Here is a 20,378-nt window from a genome sequence, read left to right as displayed (position 1 = left end):
CCATGTACAAGTTCTTCTTCAACCTGGTCTTCAAGCGGATGGACCCGGAGGAGGCCCACTACCTGGCCTTCCGCTGGATCCGCCTGGCCGCCCGCATCCCGGTCCTGCGCACCTTCGTCGCCGCCGCCCTCGCACCCCGGTACGAGGAGCTGCGCACCGAGGCCCTCGGCCTGCGCATGCACGGCCCCTTCGGCCTCGCCGCCGGCTTCGACAAGAACGCCGTCGCGATCGACGGCATGTCGATGCTCGGCTTCGACCACGTCGAGATCGGCACCGTCACCGGCGAGGCCCAGCCCGGCAACCCCAAGAAGCGGCTCTTCCGGCTGGTCCCGGACCGCGCGCTGATCAACCGCATGGGCTTCAACAACGAGGGCTCGGCCGCCGTCGCCGCCCGTCTCCACGCACGCGTGCCGGTCTTCAGGACCGTCGTCGGTGTCAACATCGGCAAGACGAAGGTCGTCCCGGAGGCCGAGGCCGCCGCCGACTACGTGAAGTCGACCGAGCGCCTCGCCGCGCACGCCGACTACCTGGTGGTGAACGTCTCCTCGCCGAACACCCCCGGGCTGCGCAACCTCCAGGCCACCGAGTCCCTGCGCCCGCTGCTCACGGCGGTACGGGAGGCCGCGGACCGCACGATCACCGACCGCCGGGTCCCCCTGCTGGTCAAGATCGCCCCCGACCTGGCGGACGAGGACGTCGACGCGGTCGCCGACCTCGCCCTGGAGCTCGGTCTGGACGGCATCATCGCCACCAACACCACCATCGCCCGCGAGGGCCTCGGGCTGAAGTCCGACCCCGCGCTCGTCAAGGAGACCGGCGGACTCTCCGGCGCGCCCGTCAAGGAGCGCTCCCTGGCCGTCCTGCGGCGCCTGTACGCCCGTGTGGGGGACCGGCTGGTCCTCGTGGGCGTCGGAGGCATCGAGAACGCCGAGGACGCCTGGCAGCGCATCCTGGCCGGTGCCACGCTGATCCAGGGCTACAGCGCCTTCATCTACGAGGGCCCGTTCTACGCCCGAGCGATCCACAAGGGCCTCGCCGCGCGCCTCGCGGCCTCCCCGTACGCCACCCTCGCCGAGGCCGTCGGCGCCGACACCCGAAAGGCCGCGCCGTGATCCCCTCCTTCGGTACCCGCCTCCGCTCCGCCATGGACGAGCGCGGCCCCCTCTGCGTCGGCATCGACCCGCACGCCGCCCTGCTCGACTCCTGGGGCCTGACCGACGACATCGCGGGCCTGGAGCGCTTCACCTTCACGGTCGTCGAGGCGCTGGCGGACACCGTCGCCGTGTTCAAGCCGCAGTCCGCGTTCTTCGAGCGGTTCGGCTCCCGGGGCATCGCCGTCCTGGAGCGCGCGGTCGCCGGCCTGCGCGAGGCGGGCGGCCTGGTCGTCATGGACGCCAAGCGCGGCGACATCGGCTCCACGATGGCCGCCTACGCCGAGACGTACCTCCGCAAGGACGCTCCGCTCTTCTCGGACGCGCTGACGGTCTCCCCGTACCTCGGTTACGGCTCGCTGAAGCCGGCCGTCGACCTCGCCCGGGAGAGCGGCACGGGCCTGTTCGTGCTGGCCCTCACCTCCAACCCGGAGGGCGCCGAGGTGCAGCGGGCGGTGCGGACCGACGACCCGGCGGGCCGGACGATCGGCGCGACCATGCTGGCCCATCTCGCCGAGGAGAACGCGGGGCAGACGCCCATGGGCTCCTTCGGCGCGGTCGTCGGCGCCACCCTCGGCGACCTCTCCTCCTTCGACCTCGACATCAACGGCCCCCTCCTGGCTCCGGGCATCGGTGCGCAGGGCGCGACCCCGGCCGACCTTCCGGCGGTCTTCGGCGCGGCGGTCCGCAACGTGGTCCCGAACGTCAGCCGGGGTGTCCTGAGGCACGGCCCGGACGCCTCCGCGCTGCGGGCCTCGGCGGAGCGGTACGCGGACGAGATCCGCGAGGCCGTCGGGGCGTAAACCGCCCGTACGGCCAATGCGCAGGTGGGAGCTGTCTCACTCCTTGGCAAGAACTTGGCCGAAAAGCCGGTCGTTACGCCGGAAATGTCCTGGTCGGTCGATGCTGACCAGGACTTTTCGTTCGTTCTCGCTGACTGGAGAGGCATTGGCCGCTAGTCTCCGGGGCAGAGTCAGCGTTCAACGGTCACTGCGTTGATCGTTGCTCCACTGGTGTGGGGCGACTAGGTTCCTCACCGGTCCGTATCCGACAGTTCGACATCCGAGGTGACGTAGGCGTGGCTCTTCCGCCCCTTACCCCTGAACAGCGCGCAGCCGCGCTCGAAAAGGCCGCCGCGGCTCGCCGGGAGCGGGCCGAGGTCAAGAATCGACTCAAGCACTCCGGCGCCTCCCTCCACGAGGTCATCAAGACGGGCCAGGAGAACGACGTCATCGGCAAGATGAAGGTCTCCGCGCTGCTCGAGTCCCTGCCTGGCGTGGGCAAGGTCCGCGCCAAGCAGATCATGGAGCGACTCGGCATCTCCGAAAGCCGTCGTGTGCGCGGTCTCGGCTCCAACCAGATCGCCTCCCTGGAGCGTGAGTTCGGCAGCACCGGCGCCTGAGCCGGGACTGCCGTCCCAGGCATACCCGTAAAGCTGGAATAATCGCTGCATGGCAGCAGAGGTACGTCCGCGGCTGACCGTGCTCTCCGGCCCCTCCGGGGTCGGCAAGAGCACGGTCGTCGCTCATATGCGCAAGGTCCATCCCGAGGTCTGGCTCTCGGTGTCGGCCACGACACGAAAGCCGCGTCCCGGCGAGAAGCACGGCGTCCACTACTTCTTCGTGACGGACGACGAGTTCGACAAGCTGGTCGCCAACGGGGAACTCCTCGAGTGGGCCGAGTTCGCGGGCAACCGCTACGGCACGCCGCGCCGCGCGGTCCTGGACCGCCTGGAGGCGGGCGAGCCCGTGCTGCTCGAGATCGACCTCCAGGGCGCCCGGCAGGTCAAGGACTCCATGCCGGAGTCCCAGCTGGTCTTCCTGGCCCCGCCGAGCTGGGACGAGCTGGTCCGCCGGCTCACCGGCCGCGGCACGGAGTCGCCCGAGGTCATCGAGCGCCGGCTCGAGGCCGCCAAGATCGAACTGGCCGCTGAGCCGGAGTTCGACACCACCCTGGTCAACACCTCGGTCGAGGACGTGGCGCGCGAGCTGCTAGCCTTGATGAACGTTGTTTGATCGATTTCTGATCACCTGGATCTGATCACCCGGATCAGCTCACCCAGAAGTTTCTTCGGAAGGCAGAGCGTGTCCTCTTCCATCACCGCGCCCGAGGGCATCATCAACCCGCCGATCGACGAGCTGCTCGAGGCCACCGACTCGAAGTACAGCCTCGTGATCTACGCGGCCAAGCGCGCGCGCCAGATCAACGCGTACTACTCGCAGCTCGGCGAGGGCCTGCTCGAGTACGTCGGTCCGCTCGTCGACACCCACGTCCACGAGAAGCCGCTCTCCATCGCCCTGCGCGAGATCAACGCGGGTCTGCTGACCTCCGAGGCCATCGAGGGCCCGGCCCAGTAAGCGCGTAACGCTTGTCACATTTGTCACCACAGGCCCGGCGGACATCCGCCGGGCCTGTGGTGTCTCATGGAGTCGTACGCATCCGAGCGCGGGGAGTGAAGTTGAGCGCCGTGGCAAAGCCGAAGGTCGTCCTGGGAGTCAGCGGCGGCATCGCCGCGTACAAGGCGTGTGAGCTGCTGCGGCGGCTGACCGAGTCGGGCCACGACGTACGGGTCGTCCCGACCGACTCCGCGCTGCACTTCGTCGGCGCGGCGACCTGGTCCGCCCTCTCCGGCAACCCCGTCTCCACCGAGGTGTGGGAGACCGTCCACGAGGTCCCGCACGTACGGATCGGACAGGCCGCCGACCTGGTGGTGGTGGCCCCCGCCACCGCCGACATGCTCGCCAAGGCCGCCCACGGCCTCGCCGACGACCTGCTGACCAACACGCTCCTCACCGCGCGCTGCCCGGTCGTCTTCGCCCCGGCGATGCACACCGAGATGTGGGAGCACCCGGCCACCCAGGAGAACGTCGCCACACTGCGCCGCCGCGGCGCCGTCGTCATCGAGCCCGCCGTCGGCCGGCTGACCGGCGTCGACACCGGCAAGGGGCGGCTGCCCGAGGCCGCCGAGATCTTCGAGGTATGCCGGCGGGTCCTGGCGCGCGGCGCCGCCGCCTCGCCCGACCTGGCCGGCCGCCATGTCGTGGTCAGCGCGGGCGGCACGCGTGAGCCCCTGGACCCGGTCCGCTACCTGGGCAACCGTTCCTCCGGCAAGCAGGGCTACGCCCTCGCCAAGGCCGCCGCCGCCCGGGGCGCCCGGGTCACGCTCGTCGAGGCCAACAGCACGCTCCCCGACCCGGCCGGCGTCGACGTCGTCCACGTCGGCACCGCCCTCCAGCTCCGTGAGGCCGTCCTCAAGGCGGCGGCAGACGCCGACGCCGTGGTCATGGCCGCCGCCGTCGCCGACTTCCGCCCCGCGGCCTACGCCTCGGGCAAGATCAAGAAGACGGACGACGGGGGAGCCCCCACCGTCGAACTGGTCCGCAACCCCGACATCCTCGCCGAGATCTCGGCCGACCGCGCCCTGCCCGGACAGGTGATCGTCGGCTTCGCCGCCGAGACCGACGACGTCCTCGCCAACGGCCGGGAGAAGCTGCGCCGCAAGCGCTGCGACCTGCTCGTGGTCAACGAGGTGGGGGAGCGCAAGACCTTCGGCTCCGAGGAGAACGAGGCCGTCGTGCTCGCGGCGGACGGTGCGGACACGCCCGTACCGTACGGGCCCAAGGAAGCCCTCGCGGAGATCGTCTGGGATCTTGTCGCACCCCGCCTGCGGTCCCTGCCCGCGAATGATTCAGAGAAATCTCCCACTCGTCCGGATTTCACCGGCCCGGCCGAGTGAAATCCCGCGATACCGGTCCTCTCGGGCGACCGGAACAGGTGTGCGCGGCGGACGGGAGGCCGGATTCGGTGACACCCCGGCTCCCACCTTGCGAGACACCTGGCCCAATGCCCGAGCACGCCCAGTAGACTGGTCTCGGTACGACGCGGGGCGCAGCCCCCTGCCGTCCGACATTGTTGAGCCAGCAGCCGCTGCAACCACAGGGAGCATTGTGTCCCGTCGTCTGTTCACTTCGGAGTCCGTGACCGAGGGTCACCCCGACAAGATCGCTGACCAGATCAGCGACACCATTCTCGACGCGCTCCTCCGCGAGGACCCCACCTCCCGTGTCGCCGTCGAGACGCTGATCACCACCGGCCTCGTGCACGTCGCCGGTGAGGTCACCACGAAGGCGTGGGCCGACATCCCCACCCTCGTACGGAACAAGATCCTCGAAATCGGGTACGACTCCTCGAAGAAGGGCTTCGACGGCGCCTCCTGCGGCGTCTCGGTCTCCATCGGGTCGCAGTCCCCGGACATCGCGCAGGGCGTCGACACGGCGTACGAGAAGCGCGTCGAGGGCGATGAGGACGAGCTCGACAAGCAGGGCGCCGGCGACCAGGGCCTGATGTTCGGCTACGCGTCGGACGAGACCCCGGAGCTGATGCCGCTCCCGATCCACATCGCCCACCGGCTCTCCCGCCGCCTCACCGAGGTCCGCAAGAACGGGACCATCCCGTACCTGCGTCCCGACGGCAAGACCCAGGTCACCATCGAGTACGACGGCGACAAGGCCGTCCGCCTCGACACCGTCGTGGTCTCCTCGCAGCACGCCTCCGACATCGACCTCGAGTCGCTGCTCGCGCCCGACATCCGTGAGTTCGTCGTCGAGCACGTGCTGCAGCAGCTCGTCGAGGACGGCATCAAGCTGGACACCGAGGGCTACCGCCTGCTGGTGAACCCCACCGGGCGCTTCGAGATCGGCGGCCCGATGGGCGACGCCGGCCTCACCGGCCGCAAGATCATCATCGACACCTACGGCGGCATGGCCCGCCACGGCGGCGGCGCCTTCTCCGGCAAGGACCCGTCCAAGGTGGACCGCTCGGCCGCCTACGCCATGCGCTGGGTCGCCAAGAACGTCGTGGCCGCCGGCCTCGCCTCGCGCTGCGAGGTCCAGGTCGCCTACGCGATCGGCAAGGCGGAGCCCGTCGGCCTCTTCGTCGAGACCTTCGGCACCCACACGGTCGAGCCCGAGAAGATCGAGCACGCCATCGGCGAGGTCTTCGACCTCCGCCCGGCCGCGATCATCCGCGACCTCGACCTGCTGCGCCCGATCTACTCCCAGACGGCGGCCTACGGCCACTTCGGCCGCGAGCTCCCCGACTTCACCTGGGAGCGCACCGACCGCGTGGACGCCCTGCGCGAGGCCGCGGGTCTGTAAGCACCGGTTTCGAGCACGGTCTCCGAGCGGAGCCCGGCACCCCGTGGGGTGCCGGGCTCTCTCATGTCCGGCTGTCGGTGGCGTCTGGTAGGTATGGGGCTGTGAGCAGCGAGAACGGGAAGACGGAGGGGACGGCCGCCGAGCCGCCCGAGCAGCTCGCGCTCATTCGGGAGACCGTGCGCAAGGCGAAGGTGCCGCGGGCCAAGCCCCGGACCTGGCGGGGCGCCGCGCTGGCCAAGGAGCTGCCCGTCGCGCGCGTGGTGGTCAACAAGGGCGTGCTGCATCTCGACCAGTTCTTCGACTACGCCGTGCCCGAGGAGCTCGACGCCGTCGCGCTCCCGGGGGTGCGGGTGCGCGTGCGGTTCGGGGCCGGTGCGCACCAGGTCAGGGACGGACGGCGGGAGGGCGGGCGGCTGATCGACGGCTTCCTGGTCGAGCGGCGGGCCGCGTCGGACTACGCGGGGCCGCTGGCCGCGCTGGCCGACGTCGTCTCGCCCGAGCCGGTGCTGAGCGCCGAGCTCCTCGGACTCTGCCGGGCGGTGGCCGACCGGTACGCGGGGAGCCTCGCCGACGTGCTCCAGCTGGCGATCCCGCCCCGCAGCGCCCGCGCCGAGGGGAAGCCGTCCCCCGAGCCGCTGCCGCCCCCACCCGCGCCGGAGCCGGGCAGCTGGGCGCGGTACGACCGAGGCCCGGCGTTCCTGGATTCCCTGGCGCGCGGCGGGGCGCCGCGCGCCGTGTGGAACGCGCTGCCCGGGCCGCACTGGGCCGAGGAGCTGGCCCGCGCCATGGGCGCCACCCTCGCCTCCGGGCGGGGGGCGCTGGCCGTGGTGCCCGACGGACGGACCGCGGCGCGCGTCGACAGGGCACTGAAGGACGTCCTGGGCGAGGGGCGGCACGCCCTGCTCACGGCGGAGACAGGACCGGAGAAGCGGTACGCCCAGTGGCTCGCGGTACGGCGGGGCTCCGTGCGGGCGGTCGTGGGAACACGGGCCGCGATGTTCGCGCCCGTACGGGACCTGGGACTCGTCGCCATCTGGGACGACGGGGACGGCAGCCACAGCGAGCCGCACGCCCCACAGCCGCACGCGCGCGACGTACTGCTGCTGCGCGCCGCCCAGGACAGGTCCGCCTTCCTCCTCGGCGGTACGAGCTGCACGGTCGAGGCCGCGCAGCTCGTGGAGTCCGGCTGGGCCAAGCCGCTGGCGGCCGGCCGCGACCAGGTGCGGGCCGCCGCCCCCCTGGTGCGGACCGTGGGCGACACCGATCTGGCCCGCGACGAGGCCGCGCGCGCGGCGCGGCTGCCCTCCCTGGCCTGGCAGGCGGTACGGGAAGGGCTCAAGAGCGGTCCTGTGCTCATCCAGGTGCCGCGGCGAGGGTACGTGCCGAGGCTCGCGTGCCAGAGGTGCCGGACGCCCGCGCGGTGCCGGCACTGCGCGGGGCCGCTGGAGGCCCCGGAGCAGCAGGAGCTGCGGTGCGGGTGGTGCGGGCGCGGCGCGGCCGACTGGCAGTGCGCGGAGTGCGGTGCGACGCGGCTGCGCGCCCAGGTCGTGGGCGCCCGCCGGACGGCGGAGGAACTGGGCAGGGCGTTCCCCGCGGTGCCGGTACGGACATCGGGGCGCGACCACGTCCTGGACACCGTGCCGGGGCGGCCCGCCCTGGTCGTGTCCACGCCGGGCGCCGAACCCGTCGCCGAGGGCGGCTACGCGGCGGCGCTGCTTCTCGACGGCTGGGCGATGCTCTCGCGCCCCGATCTCCGCGCCGGTGAGGAGGCTCTGCGGCGCTGGATCGACGCGGCCTCGCTGGTGCGGGGGCAGGGTGAGGGCGACAGGGGCGGCGTCGTCGTCGTGGTGGCCGAGCCCACGCTGCGGCCGGTCCAGGCGCTGGTGCGGTGGGACCCGGTCGGGCACGCCCAGCGGGAGCTCGCGGAGCGGGCGGAGCTCGGTTTCCCGCCCGTGTCACGGATGGCGGCGGTGTCCGGCCCGCCGGAAGCGGTGGAGGCTTTCCTCGCGATGGCCGAACTCCCCGGCGACGCCGAGGTGTTGGGGCCGGTGGCCCTGCCGGTCGTCCGGCCCGGAGGCCCCCTCAGGCCGGGCGACGCGCCACCGGGGGAGCGGTGGGAGCGGGCGCTGGTACGGGTCCCGCCGGGGAACGGGGCCGCGTTGGCGGCCGCGCTCAAGAAGGCACGGGCGGGCCGCCTGGCACGGGGCGGCGGGGATCCGGTGCGCGTCCGGGTGGATCCGCCGGACATCGGCTGAGTCGGCGGCCCGCGGGCGGGGTGCCGCGTCGGGCGCCCGGCCACGGCTCGGCCGCCCGACCCCTACGGGGGTGGGCGGCCGGAGGGGGATGCGTTTCAGCCGTTGCGCGGGCCCGGGAGGGCCGGCGGGCGGGGCTCCTCGCGCAGGGGCTGGACGGCGGGGGCCGGCTGCGGAGGCATCGTGCGGGCGGGCGGTACCGCCGGGAGCGTACGGGTCGTGCCCGGCTCCGTGGTGCGGTCCTGCTCCACGACGCCGCCGCCCGGCTGGGGGGCGCGCCGGGCACCGTACCGGCGGTGGACGGCCTGCTTCGTGACCCCGAGCGCCGAGCCCACCGCGTCCCAGGAGAACCCGAGGGAGCGGTCGAAGTCGACCGCCGCCGTCACCAGGGTCTCGACGCTGTCCCGCAGCTCCTGGGCGAGCCGCACGGTCGGTGCGGGCGCCCGCCCGTAGACGACGAAGCCCGTGGACGGGCCGGAGCGGCGCGGCCGGTAGACATTGCCCAACTGGGCCGTGAGCGTGCGCAGTGCGTCCACCTGCCGCCGGACCCGCTCGATGTCCCGCACCAACAGATGCAGACTTGCCCGGGCTTGGGCGTCGTGGGTTGCGTGGTCGGCCATGTGAAAGCCTCTCGAACCGGCGTGGAATAAGGGTCGGGCCACAACGGAGGGGCGGGCCCGCTTCGGTCAATCTCTCTTGACCAACGCGCTATTCGTGGTTGGGTCACGCTGCGGGGGCGTATACGCATATGCGCGGGGCGCTCGTGCCGACCTACGCCCCCTCGCACCGGCCCCGGGCCGTGCCCGGCGGATCTTGGCCGGGCACGCCCTAGACTGGTGCGTTGCCCGCAATCCGCCCCGAGACAGACAGGCAGTCAGCCACCGATGAAGCTCGTCTTCGCAGGCACCCCCGAGGTCGCCGTACCCGCCCTTGACGCCCTGCTCGCCTCCGGCCGTCACGAGGTGGCCGCCGTCGTCACGCGCCCGGACGCTCCCGCGGGCCGCGGCCGGCGCCTGGTCGCGAGCCCGGTCGCCGAGCGGGCGGAGGAGGCCGGGATCGAGGTGCTCAAGCCGGCGAGGCCGCGCGACGAGGAGTTCCTCGCGCGGCTGCGCGAGATCGCCCCCGACTGCTGCCCGGTCGTCGCCTACGGGGCGCTGCTGCCCCGGGTCGCCCTCGACATCCCCGCCCATGGCTGGGTCAACCTGCACTTCTCCCTGCTGCCCGCCTGGCGCGGCGCGGCGCCCGTGCAGCACGCCGTGATGGCCGGGGACGAGGTGACGGGCGCGTCGACGTTCCTGATCGAGGAGGGGCTCGACTCCGGTCCCGTCTACGGCGTGATCACCGAGGACGTCCGCCCCACCGACACCAGCGGCGACCTGCTCACCCGGCTCGCCTTCGCCGGCGCCGGTCTGCTCGCGGCGACGATGGACGGCATCGAGGACGGCACGCTCAAGGCGGTCCCTCAGCCCGCCGAGGGCGTCACGCTGGCGCCCAAGATCCAGGTCGAGGACGCGCACGTGGACTGGAAGGCCCCGGCCCTGCGTGTGGACCGCGTGGTGCGCGGCTGCACGCCGGCCCCCGGCGCCTGGACCGTCTTCCGCGGCGAGCGCCTCAAGCTGATCCAGGCCGTGCCGGTGCCCGACCGCACCGACCTGGCCCCCGGCGAACTCGCGGCCGGCAAGAACAACGTCCACGTGGGCACCGGCTCCTACGCGGTGGAGCTGCTCTGGGTCCAGCCGCAGGGCAAGAAGCCGATGAAGGCGGCGGACTGGGCGCGGGGCGTGCGGATCGCCCCGGGCGAGAAGGTCGGCGGCGCGGACGTAGGCTGAGAGGGTTCGACCGTCTCACTTCGTCAGCGGAGCACCTTTTGAGCGAGCAGGCACGTCGCCGTCCCCCCAAGCCGTACCGGCGCCCCAAGAAGGACCCCGTCCGGATGCTCGCCTTCGAGGTGCTCAGGGCCGTGGACGAGCGGGACGCCTACGCGAACCTCGTGCTGCCGCCGCTGCTGAAGAAGGCCCGGGAGACGGGCGATTTCGACACCCGGGACGCGGCGCTCGCGACCGAGCTGGTGTACGGCACGCTGCGGCGGCAGGGGACGTACGACGCGATCGTCGCGGCCTGCATCGACCGGCCGCTGCGCGAGGTCGACCCGCCGGTGCTCGACGTGCTCTCGCTCGGCGCGCACCAACTGCTCGGTACGCGCATCCCGACCCACGCGGCCGTCTCGGCCAGCGTGGAGCTCGCGCGGGTGGTGCTCGGCGACGGCCGGGCCAAGTTCGTGAACGCCGTCCTGCGGAAGATCTCGCAGGACGACTTCGACACCTGGGTCGAGCGGGTCGCCCCGCCGTACGAGGACGACGCGGAGGACCACCTCTCGGTCGTCCACTCCCACCCCCGGTGGGTGGTCACCGCGCTGTGGGACGCGCTCGGCGGCGGACGGGCCGGGATCGAGGACCTGCTGGAGGCCGACAACGAGCGGCCCGAGGTCACGCTGGTGGCCCGCCCCGGCCGGTCCACCCCCGAGGAGCTGACCGGAGTGCTCGGCGAGGATTCGGTGCTTCCGGGGCGCTGGTCGCCGTACGCGGTGCGGCTGGCCGAGGGCGGCGAGCCCGGCGCCATCGAGGCGGTGAAGGAGGGGCGGGCCGGCGTCCAGGACGAGGGCAGCCAGCTCGTCGCGATCGCGCTGGCGAACGCGCCCCTGGAGGGCCGTGACGAGCGCTGGCTCGACGGGTGCGCGGGGCCCGGCGGCAAGGCGGCGCTGCTCGGCGCGCTCGCCGCGGAGCGGGGCGCGGCCCTGCTCGCCTCGGAGAAGCAGCCGCACCGCGCCCGGCTCGTCGAACGCGCGCTGGCCGGCAACCCCGGCCCGTACCAGGTCATCGCCGCCGACGGCACCCGCCCGCCGTGGCGGCCCGGCTCCTTCGACCGCGTGCTCATGGACGTGCCGTGCTCCGGGCTCGGCGCCCTGCGCCGCCGCCCCGAGGCCCGCTGGCGCCGCCGCCCGGAGGACCTGGAGGGCTTCGCGCCGCTCCAGCGGGGTCTGCTCCGGGAGGCGCTGCAGGCGGTTCGCGTCGGTGGCGTCGTCGGCTACGCGACCTGCTCGCCGCACCTGGCCGAGACCCGGGTGGTCGTCGAGGACGTCCTGAAGGGCCGCGGCGGCCCCGCCGTCGAGGCGGAGTGGATCGACGTCCGCCCGCTGATGGAGGGTGTCCCCGGGCTGGGCGAGGGCCCGGACGTCCAGCTGTGGCCGCATCTCCACGGCACGGACGCGATGTACCTGGCGCTGCTGCGGCGTACGGCCTGACAAGGGGCTGCGACGGTCGGCGAAAAGGCCCGAATGCCCGGGCTGTGACGGCCGTCGGCGCCCTACGGCGGAGCCGGATCCGAACCGAAACCGGTCCGCGGCAAAGAAGAGCCCAAGAACATGGCAGGCTTGGCACATGGCGCAGATCAATCCCAGCATCCTGTCCGCAGACTTCGCCCGCCTCGCCGAGGAGGCGAAGGCCGTCGACGGTGCCGACTGGCTGCACGTGGACGTGATGGACAACCACTTCGTGCCGAACCTGACCCTCGGCGTGCCGATCGTCGAGTCGCTCAGCCGTGCCACGGACACCCCGCTGGACTGTCACCTCATGATCGAGGACCCCGACCGCTGGGCCCCGCAGTACGTCGAGGCCGGTGCCGGGTCCGTCACCTTCCACGTGGAGGCGGCCGCGGCCCCCGTGCGACTGGCACGCGAGATCCGGGCGAAGGGAGCGCGGGCCTCGATGGCGCTGAAGCCCGCGACGCCGATCGAGCCGTACGAGGATCTGCTGCCCGAGCTCGACATGCTGCTGATCATGACCGTGGAGCCCGGCTTCGGCGGACAGGCCTTCCTCGACATCATGCTGCCGAAGATCCGCCGGACCCGTGAGCTGATCTCCAAGCACGGCCTGGAGCTGTGGCTCCAGGTCGACGGCGGCGTCGCGGAGTCCACCATCGAGCGCTGCGCCGAGGCCGGCGCCGACGTCTTCGTCGCGGGATCGGCGGTCTACGGGGCGGCGGACCCGGCCGAGGCCGTCCGCTCACTGCGCGCCAGGGCCGACTCCGCGACCGCGTCGGCGGCGTGGGCGTGTGGCCACTGAGCCTCGGGCAGATGAACGCGGCCCGACGACGGGCCGACAGGGCTGATCAAGGACCGCCGGATCTGACAGGATGAACGGCGAGTCGAGAGTGTGAACAGCAGGAGCCGCACCAGCGATGGTCGGGCAGGGCGAGAGCAGTACGAGAGCAGTTCGTGAGCAGCGGTACATGAACAGCAGTGAGGAGATCGCGGTGGCGGGTATCTCAGCGGGACGGTCAGCCCTGCGGATGGGACCCGCGGAGCTGGTGCAGGCGGCGGCCATGGCCCGCCGCTTCTACCTCGAGGGCAAGTCCAAGATCCAGATCGCCGAGGAGTTCGGCGTGAGCCGCTTCAAGGTGGCCCGGGTCCTGGAGACCGCGCTCGAACGCGACCTCGTACGGATCGAGATCCGCGTACCCGCAGAGCTGGACGCCGAGCGCTCCGACGCGCTCCGCGCCCGCTACGGGCTCCGCCACGCCGTCGTCGTCGAGTCTCCGGCGGAGGGCGAGGACGAGTCGCCCGATCCGGAGAACCTCGGCGAGGTCGCGGCCGACCTGCTCGGCGAGCTGGTCACCGAGGGCGACGTCCTGGGCCTGGCCTGGGGCCGCTCCACCATCCACATGGCCGCGGCCCTCGACCGGCTGCCGCCGTGCACGGTCGTGCAGCTCACGGGCGTGTACGACGCCGGGACCGCGGAGCGCGGCTCGGTCGAGGCGGTACGGCGCGCGGCCCAGGTCTCCGGCGGCGAGGCGCACCCCATCTACGCGCCGATGCTCCTGCCCGACCCGGCCACCGCGGCCGCCCTGCGCAACCAGACCGGTATCGCGCGGGCCTTCGAGTACTTCGACAAGGTCACGGTCGCCTGTGTGTCGATCGGCTCCTGGGAGCCCGGCATCTCGACCGTGCACGACATGCTCACGGACGAGGAGCGCGCCCACTACGCCTCCCTCGGCGTCGCCGCCGAGATGTCCGCGCACCTCTTCGACGCCGAGGGGCGCCGAGTGGGACGCGACCTGGGCGAGCGCTGCATCACCGTCGAGGCCGACCGGCTCCGCCGCATCCCCGAGGTCGTGGCGATCGCGGGCGGTCAGCGCAAGGCGGCGGCGATCGGCGCGGTCCTGCGGTCCGGTCTCGTCACCAGCCTCGTGACTGACCGCGCGGCGGCGGACTTCCTCCTCACCGAGTCGGCCCCCGGCCCCCGCCCGGCCCTCGACCGCACGGACCCGGACGACGTCTGAGACATCGGCCGTGCGGGTCGTGCGCGCCCGTCGTGCCCGGCCGGACGGTCGCCCGACGGTATGTTCGGGACATGGTGCCCCGGACCCTGCGTGCGCTGCTCGTCCTCGTGCTGTGCGTCACGGCCCTCGCCGGCTGCTCGTCGGCGCCGGGCGAAGGCACCGCGACGAGCACGAGCACCCCCGCGCCCACCGGCTCCTCCGGACTCGCCACCCTCCGCGTCTCCGACCTGCCCGCCGAGGCCCGCGAGACCCTCGCTCTCATCCGGAGCGGCGGCCCCTTCCCGTACGAGAAGGACGGCGCGACCTTCTCCAACTTCGAGCGGATCCTGCCGCGGCACGAGCGCGGCTACTACCGCGAGTACACGGTCCGCACCCCCGGCGAGCGCGATCGCGGCGCACGCCGTCTCGTCACCGGGCAGGGCGGCGAGGTCTACTACACCGACGACCACTACGAGACCTTCCGGGAGGTCCTGCCCGATGCAGCTCGATGAGGCGCTCCACGGCGCCGTCGTCCTCGACCTGCACGGGGTCGTGGACAAGGCGGCCTTCATGGACCGGTGCGCCACCACCCTCGCGCTTCCCGGCTGGTTCGGACGGAACTGGGACGCCCTCGCCGACTGCCTGACCGACCTCCCCGAGCCGGTCGCCCTCGTCGTCACCGGCTGGCAGGCCTACGCCGAGGCCCAGCCCCGGGAGTGGCGGATCGCCCAGGACGTCTTCGCCACGGCCGTCGACGCACGCCCCACCCACCTCTCCGTCCTCATCGCCCTGGGCGACCCCCTTGGAGGAACGGACAAAGGGCGACCCGCAAGCCTCGGATGAAACGCCCGGGTCTGGTACAGGTACCGGCGTGGGACAATGAACTACGTGCTTTTTCCCCTGGCTGAAATGCCTAGGGGCCACTCCGATCGACTGGGATTCAGCACGTGCGTTTCCTCAATGACGTCAAGCCGCCGTACGACCTGACGTACGACGATGTGTTCATGGTGCCGAGCCGCTCGGCCGTCGGCTCCCGCCAGGCCGTGGACCTCTCCTCGCCCGACGGTACGGGTACGACGATCCCGCTGGTCGTCGCCAACATGACCGCCATCGCCGGCCGCCGCATGGCCGAGACCGTCGCCCGCCGCGGCGGCATCGTCGTCATCCCCCAGGACATCCCGATCGAGGTCGTCACCGACGTCATCGCCTGGGTGAAGAGCCGCCACCACGTGCTCGACACCCCGATCGTCCTCGAGCCCCACCAGACCGTGGCCGACGCCCTCTCCCTGCTGCCCAAGCGGGCGCACGACGCCGGTGTCGTCGTGGACGAGGACCGCCGTCCGGTCGGTGTCGTCACCGACGCCGACCTGTCCGGAGTGGACCGCTTCACCCAGCTGTCCGAGATCATGTCCAAGGACCTGCTGCTCCTCGACGCCGACATCGAGCCGCGCGAGGCGTTCAACACGCTGGACCACGCCAACCGCCGCTACGCCCCGGCCGTCGACAAGGACGGTCGCCTCGTCGGCATCCTGACCCGCAAGGGCGCGCTCCGCGCGACCCTGTACACCCCCGCCACCGACGCCCAGGGCAAGCTGCGCATCGCCGCCGCCGTCGGCATCAACGGCGATGTGGCGGGCAAGGCCAAGCAGCTCCTCGACGCCGGTGTGGACACCCTCGTCGTCGACACCGCGCACGGCCACCAGGAGTCGATGATCGCCGCGATCAAGGCCGTCCGCGGTCTCGACCCGCACGTCCCGATCGTCGCCGGCAACATCGTCGCCGCCGAGGGTGTGCGCGACCTCATCGAGGCCGGCGCGGACATCATCAAGGTCGGTGTGGGCCCCGGCGCCATGTGCACCACCCGCATGATGACCGGTGTCGGCCGCCCGCAGTTCTCCGCCGTCCTGGAGTGCGCCGCCGAGGCGAAGAAGTACGGCAAGCACGTCTGGGCCGACGGCGGTGTCCGCCACCCGCGTGACGTCGCCATGGCGCTCGCCGCCGGCGCGTCCAACGTGATGATCGGTTCCTGGTTCGCCGGGACGTACGAGTCCCCGGGCGACCTCCACGCCGACGCCAACGGGCGCCTGTACAAGGAGTCCTTCGGCATGGCCTCGGCCCGCGCCGTGCGCAACCGCACGAGCGAGGAGTCGGCCTACGACCGCGCCCGCAAGGCGCTGTTCGAGGAGGGCATCTCGACCTCCCGGATGTTCCTCGACCCGGCCCGGCCGGGCGTCGAGGACCTGATCGACTCGATCATCGCCGGCGTCCGCTCCTCCTGCACGTACGCCGGTGCGGGCTCGCTCGCCGAGTTCGAGGAGAAGGCCGTCGTCGGCATCCAGAGCGCCGCCGGTTACGCCGAGGGCAAGCCGCTGCACGCCAGCTGGAGCTAGCCGACACCCGGTGCGCCGTTTCCTCCCGGCGTGCCGGTCCGTTCGGACCTGCTGTCTCCTTGGGTGACGTCGCTTCACGGACAAGGCCCCCGCGAGTCTCTGGCGGGGGCCTTCGCCGTACCCGCCGCGGTCATGCCGGCAGATGGGGGCGCAGCGCCCGTGCGACCGCCGCCGCCATCCGCGCGTGGCCCCGGTCGTCGGGGTGCAGGCCGTCCACCAGATCCTCGGGGCCGAGCAGGTCCCGGCCGGAGAGCACCAGGAGCCGCTCGTCGCCCTCCGCCGCCAGGTCGCGGCCGGCGTGTTCCATGGCCGTGCGCAGGTCGTCCAGGGTGGCGCCGAGGGCGTTGGGGGTCGTCTCCGCCTCCGGGCGCAGGACGGGGGAGAGGATCAGCAGCGGGGCGGCCGGGTGGCCCCGGCGGACGATTCCGACGTAGGCGCGGACCGTCTCGTACAGCCACGGCGCCGAACAGGGCGCCTCCGACCAGCAGTTGGTGCCGAAGGCGAGCGTGACGAGCTTGCCCTGGAGACGCGCGAGCTGCTCGGCGAGCGGAAGCTCACCGCGCGCGCCGCCCGCGAACCCGAGGTTGACCGTGTCCACGCCGAGCAGCCTCCCCGCCGTCGCCGGCCAGGAGTGCGCGGGCCGGGTCGACCACCAGCCCTCCGTGATCGAGTCGCCGTGCACCAGCCAGCGTGGCCGGCCGGGGGCGGGCGAGAGCGTGCCGCCGGCCGCGCGCAGCCCCAGGATCGCGGGCGCCCGGTCCTCGGGCAGATGGACGCTGAACGACCCGCCTTCCGCGGGGAGCGGGAGGACGACGGTGGCCTGCTCGGCCGGGTCCTTCACGACCTCTCCCACGCATCGCGTGCCGCGCCACAGGGCGAAGCAGTGCGGCAGGGCCCCCGGCGAGGCCGTCCGGTAGCGCAGTTCCACCGCCCGGGTGCCCGGCGAGGCCGTGAACTCCACCCGTACCCCGATGGGCAGGGCGGCCCGCTGGACGGCGTCCCAGGGCAGCCGGGCGAGGTCGGCGGGGTCGGCGCGCACCGCGCGCCCCCGGTCGAGCCACGCCGTACCGCGCAGGAAGGGTTCCGGGTCGAGCCAGCCCGTCGCCGGTACCGCCCCCGGCCGAGGGGACGCGGCGGGCTCGCTGAGCTGGTCGTCCGGCATGAGAAGTCCATGCCACGCAGAGGGCGCTTCACACCCCCGATGTGTCGATTCATGCGGTGGGGCGCAATGTTTCCCCGTCAGCGCCCCAAGCGCGCAATGATCACCCGTAGGTGCGCAACAACCCTGCATTACGGACGCGAAGCATGAAGGCTTAGGCTCATGCCTCGTACCAGGAGTGGCGGCGACCGCCTGCTCGGCGGTCCCCCATCCCTCGCGGGTTCCCTTCCCCTTGCTCGCGTGCCGCCGCGGTCGTCGCGTCCCGACAGGCAGCGATCAAGGAGCCCCCGCAGTGCTGGATCAAGGCGCAGCCCCGCCGGCCACCGAGCCGACCGTCCCCAAGTCCTCCGGGCTCTCCGCCCTGATCCGGCGCAAGCCGGTAGAACGCCTGGTGGAAGAGGGTGGCCAGGGCGAGGGCGGTTCGCTCCGCCGCTCGCTCTCGATGTGGCAGCTGACGATGATCAGCATCGGTGCGACGCTCGGCACCGGCATCTTCGTCGTCCTCGGTGACGCCGTTCCGAAGGCGGGCCCCGCGGTCACCCTCGCCTTCGTCATCGCCGGTCTCACGGCTCTCTTCTCCGCCCTCTCGTACGCCGAGCTGGCGGGCTCGATACCGGTCGCCGGCTCCTCCTACTCGTATGCGTACGCAACGATGGGCGAACTCGTCGCCTGGATCTGCGGCTGGTGCCTGGTCCTGGAGTACGGCGTGTCCGTCGCCGCCGTGGCGGTCGGCTGGGGTGAGTACCTCAACGAACTGCTCGACGGCACGATCGGCGTCACCATCCCGGACGTGCTCTCCTCGGCCCCGGGCGAGGGTGGCATCATCAACCTGCCCGGTCTGATCGTCGTCCTGCTCGCGATGGTCTTCCTGCTCGGTGGCGCCCGCGAGTCCGCCCTCGTCAACACCATCATGGTGTTCGTGAAGATCGCGGCGCTGGTGCTCTTCTGCACCATCGGCTTCATGGGCTTCAAGTCGGGCAACTACGCCGACTTCATGCCGCTCGGCATGGCGGGCGTCAGCGCCGCCGGAGCCAGCCTCTTCTTCTCGTACATCGGCTTCGACGCCGCCTCCACCGCCGGCGAGGAGGCCAAGGACCCGAAGCGCGACCTGCCCCGCGCGATCATGCTGTCGCTGCTCATCGTCACCGTTCTCTACGTCCTCGTCGCGGCCGTCGCCGTCGGCGCGTGGAACTGGAAGGACTTCGAGGGCTCCGAGGCCTCTCTCGCCGCGATCATGAACGACGTCAGCGGCCAGGCCTTCTGGGGCACGCTGCTCGCCGCCGGTGCCGTCATCTCGATCGCCAGCGTCGTGCTGACCGTCCTCTACGGCCAGACCCGGGTGCTCTTCGCGATGTCCCGCGACGGCCTCGTGCCGAAGGTCTTCGGCAAGGTCAGCGGCAAGACCGGCACCCCGCGCGTGAACACCGTCATCGTGTCGCTGTTCTGTGGCGCCCTCGCCTCCGTCATCCCGCTGGGCAAGCTCGTCGACGCCACCAGCATCGGCACGCTCTTCGCCTTCGCCCTGGTCAACATCGCGGTCATCGTGCTGCGACGCACCCGCCCGACCATGGACCGCACCTTCCGCGTGCCGCTGGGCTGGACCTTCCCGATCCTCGGCTTCTTCTTCTGCGTGTACAACATGTTCAGCCTGGACTCGATCACCTGGGTGGTCTTCGGTTGCTGGATGGCCGCGGGCCTCGTGTTCTACTTCCTGTACGGCATGCGCCGCTCCCGACTGGCCACCGACGCAGAGAAGTGATCCACCCGTAGTGCGACTCAACGACCTCGACGAACGCATCGTCCACGCCCTCGCGGAGGACGCCCGCCGCTCGTACGCCGACATCGGCTCGCTCGTCGGTCTCTCCGCGCCCGCCGTGAAGCGGCGCGTGGACCGTCTCCGGGCCGAAGGCGCCATCACCGGCTTCACCGTACGGGTGGACCCGGCGGCGCTCGGCTGGGAGACCGAGGGGTTCGTCGAGATCTACTGTCGCCACAACACCTCGCCCGACGACATCCGGCGAGGCCTGGAGCGCTACCCCGAGGTGGTGTCCGCGTCGACCGTCACCGGCGACGCGGACGCCGTCGTACAGGTCTTCGCCTCGGACATGCGTCACTTCGAGCGCGTCCTGGAGCGGATCGCGGGGGAGCCCTTCGTGGAGCGCACCAAGTCGGTGCTGGTGCTCTCGCCGCTGCTGCGGCGCTTCTCCTCCGGCTCACCCGCTTAGCCCCCGACGGGCGGCGGGGCGAAGGGCGGTGCGGGCCGTGGTTCCCGCACCGCCCTTCGCGCTCTTCCGGCTACTCCGTCGGGTAGTCGAGCTGCCAGGGCAGCACCGTGAAGTCACCCGTCCCGGCCTTCGTCCGCTCGAACGGGGCCGTGCTCATGCACGGCGGCAGTTCCTCGTACTCCTCCCGGGTCATCCAGTTGTAGCCCAGCCGGTCGTGCTTGCCGTTGTCGTGCACCGAGATGCCGACGCGCTTGTCCTCGAAGGCGGGCACGTCGGTCTCGGTGACGATGCCCGTCACCACGGCCACCTTGCCGCCCGTCACCAGACAGTCGACCTTCGCCACCGCGTAGCCGCCCTTGCCGCCCTTGTAGTGGCTGAACCGGAGGGTGCCGGTGGCCGCCTGCGGGTCCTTGTTGTCCTTCGCCGCCAGGTGCGCGTCGAAGCTGAACGTGATGTCGTCGCCGGCCGGCCGGTAGAGCTTGGCGGTACCGGTGAGCGCGGCCGCCTCGCGGCTGCCGCCCTTCCCGTCCCCCGAGGCGACGGCCGATCCCGCGGCGCCGGCCGTGACCAGCAGGGCGACGGCGAGAGCGGCGATCTTCGTACGACGGTTCACACGGTGGTTCACAGAGCGGTGCGCACGGCGGTTCATGTCGGTCCTTTCGGCAGGTCAACCGGACAGCCACCACTCTTCCGCCCGGGCCGCCCGGAGACGTCGCGCCGCAGGACGGT

20 protein-coding genes are annotated in these 20,378 nt (G+C 72.2%); 17 read left to right on the top strand and 3 right to left on the bottom strand.

What is annotated here, in order from left to right:
• The first annotated feature begins 2 nt into the window (after window positions 1–2).
• From J7E93_RS23715 to J7E93_RS23680, 8 genes are all read left to right on the top strand, one after another.
• A complete protein-coding gene (locus tag J7E93_RS23715; protein ID WP_215071955.1) occupies window positions 3–1,112 on the top strand; it encodes a quinone-dependent dihydroorotate dehydrogenase in 1,110 nt (369 codons plus the stop codon).
• Window positions 1,109–1,954, top strand: coding sequence for an orotidine-5'-phosphate decarboxylase (gene pyrF / locus J7E93_RS23710; protein WP_215071954.1), 846 nt, complete (start codon window positions 1,109–1,111; stop codon window positions 1,952–1,954). Before J7E93_RS23715 ends, pyrF begins: the two co-directional genes overlap by 4 nt.
• Before the next feature lie 275 nt (window positions 1,955–2,229).
• Window positions 2,230–2,553: an integration host factor gene (locus tag J7E93_RS23705; protein ID WP_030204477.1), complete on the top strand. Its 324-nt coding sequence runs from the start codon at window positions 2,230–2,232 to the stop codon at window positions 2,551–2,553.
• Between the two features lie 49 nt (window positions 2,554–2,602).
• Window positions 2,603–3,166 (top strand): guanylate kinase, encoded by a 564-nt coding sequence (gene gmk / locus J7E93_RS23700; RefSeq protein ID WP_215071953.1) that lies wholly within the window; start codon window positions 2,603–2,605, stop codon window positions 3,164–3,166.
• Between the two features lie 69 nt (window positions 3,167–3,235).
• Window positions 3,236–3,508, top strand: coding sequence for a DNA-directed RNA polymerase subunit omega (gene rpoZ, locus J7E93_RS23695; protein ID WP_005319902.1), 273 nt, complete (start codon window positions 3,236–3,238; stop codon window positions 3,506–3,508).
• A 110-nt stretch (window positions 3,509–3,618) separates the two neighbouring features.
• Window positions 3,619–4,887 (top strand): bifunctional phosphopantothenoylcysteine decarboxylase/phosphopantothenate--cysteine ligase CoaBC, encoded by a 1,269-nt coding sequence (coaBC, locus tag J7E93_RS23690; protein WP_308368760.1) that lies wholly within the window; start codon window positions 3,619–3,621, stop codon window positions 4,885–4,887.
• A gap of 211 nt (window positions 4,888–5,098) precedes the next feature.
• Window positions 5,099–6,307 carry a methionine adenosyltransferase gene (gene metK, locus J7E93_RS23685; RefSeq protein WP_215071952.1) on the top strand — a complete coding sequence of 403 codons (1,209 nt, stop codon included), beginning with the start codon at window positions 5,099–5,101 and terminating at the stop codon, window positions 6,305–6,307.
• A gap of 101 nt (window positions 6,308–6,408) precedes the next feature.
• Window positions 6,409–8,562, top strand: a complete 2,154-nt coding sequence (locus J7E93_RS23680) for a primosomal protein N' (RefSeq protein WP_215071951.1) — start codon at window positions 6,409–6,411, stop codon at window positions 8,560–8,562.
• A gap of 95 nt (window positions 8,563–8,657) precedes the next feature.
• On the opposite strand, the gene J7E93_RS23675 is transcribed toward J7E93_RS23680, so the two are convergent.
• Window positions 8,658–9,179 (bottom strand): hypothetical protein, encoded by a 522-nt coding sequence (locus J7E93_RS23675; protein ID WP_215071950.1) that lies wholly within the window; start codon window positions 9,177–9,179, stop codon window positions 8,658–8,660.
• Window positions 9,180–9,443: 264 nt separating this feature from the next.
• Here J7E93_RS23675 and fmt point away from each other — a divergent pair, with 264 nt between their 5' ends.
• The 7 genes from fmt to J7E93_RS23640 all read left to right on the top strand — a co-directional run bounded on the left by fmt (window position 9,444) and on the right by J7E93_RS23640 (window position 16,265).
• On the top strand, window positions 9,444–10,388 hold the full coding sequence (fmt, locus tag J7E93_RS23670; protein ID WP_215071949.1) for a methionyl-tRNA formyltransferase: 945 nt from the start codon (window positions 9,444–9,446) through the stop codon (window positions 10,386–10,388).
• Window positions 10,389–10,426: 38 nt separating this feature from the next.
• Window positions 10,427–11,860, top strand: coding sequence for an RsmB/NOP family class I SAM-dependent RNA methyltransferase (locus J7E93_RS23665; RefSeq protein WP_215071948.1), 1,434 nt, complete (start codon window positions 10,427–10,429; stop codon window positions 11,858–11,860).
• 136 nt (window positions 11,861–11,996) lie between these two features.
• The gene (rpe, locus tag J7E93_RS23660; protein WP_215071947.1) at window positions 11,997–12,680 is read left to right on the top strand and encodes a ribulose-phosphate 3-epimerase; all 684 of its coding nucleotides are present in this window, start codon (window positions 11,997–11,999) and stop codon (window positions 12,678–12,680) included.
• A 166-nt stretch (window positions 12,681–12,846) separates the two neighbouring features.
• A complete protein-coding gene (locus tag J7E93_RS23655; RefSeq protein WP_215071946.1) occupies window positions 12,847–13,896 on the top strand; it encodes a sugar-binding transcriptional regulator in 1,050 nt (349 codons plus the stop codon).
• A gap of 71 nt (window positions 13,897–13,967) precedes the next feature.
• Entirely contained in the window at window positions 13,968–14,387 is a 420-nt protein-coding gene (locus J7E93_RS23650) for a ribonuclease domain-containing protein (protein ID WP_215071945.1), read from the top strand.
• Entirely contained in the window at window positions 14,374–14,718 is a 345-nt protein-coding gene (locus tag J7E93_RS23645; RefSeq protein ID WP_215071944.1) for a barstar family protein, read from the top strand. Before J7E93_RS23650 ends, J7E93_RS23645 begins: the two co-directional genes overlap by 14 nt.
• A gap of 104 nt (window positions 14,719–14,822) precedes the next feature.
• On the top strand, window positions 14,823–16,265 hold the full coding sequence (locus tag J7E93_RS23640; protein WP_215071943.1) for a GuaB1 family IMP dehydrogenase-related protein: 1,443 nt from the start codon (window positions 14,823–14,825) through the stop codon (window positions 16,263–16,265).
• A 130-nt stretch (window positions 16,266–16,395) separates the two neighbouring features.
• Here J7E93_RS23640 and J7E93_RS23635 read toward each other — a convergent pair whose 3' ends face one another.
• Window positions 16,396–17,427 carry a GDSL-type esterase/lipase family protein gene (locus tag J7E93_RS23635; RefSeq protein ID WP_215071942.1) on the bottom strand — a complete coding sequence of 344 codons (1,032 nt, stop codon included), beginning with the start codon at window positions 17,425–17,427 and terminating at the stop codon, window positions 16,396–16,398.
• 289 nt (window positions 17,428–17,716) lie between these two features.
• On the opposite strand from J7E93_RS23635, the gene J7E93_RS23630 reads away from it, so the two are divergent.
• On the top strand, window positions 17,717–19,183 hold the full coding sequence (locus tag J7E93_RS23630) for an amino acid permease (RefSeq protein ID WP_215071941.1): 1,467 nt from the start codon (window positions 17,717–17,719) through the stop codon (window positions 19,181–19,183).
• 10 nt (window positions 19,184–19,193) lie between these two features.
• Window positions 19,194–19,649 carry an Lrp/AsnC family transcriptional regulator gene (locus J7E93_RS23625; RefSeq protein ID WP_015032260.1) on the top strand — a complete coding sequence of 152 codons (456 nt, stop codon included), beginning with the start codon at window positions 19,194–19,196 and terminating at the stop codon, window positions 19,647–19,649.
• A gap of 70 nt (window positions 19,650–19,719) precedes the next feature.
• Here the strand turns inward: J7E93_RS23625 and J7E93_RS23620 are convergent, their stop codons facing one another.
• Window positions 19,720–20,298: a Repetin gene (locus tag J7E93_RS23620; RefSeq protein WP_251066974.1), complete on the bottom strand. Its 579-nt coding sequence runs from the start codon at window positions 20,296–20,298 to the stop codon at window positions 19,720–19,722.
• Between the last annotated feature and the right edge of the window lie 80 nt (window positions 20,299–20,378).

Source organism: Streptomyces sp. ISL-36 (assembly GCF_018614205.1).
GTDB lineage: Bacteria > Actinomycetota > Actinomycetes > Streptomycetales > Streptomycetaceae > Streptomyces.
Note: the sequence above shows the minus strand (reverse complement) of the source record. Positions and strands in the feature narration are given on the sequence as shown.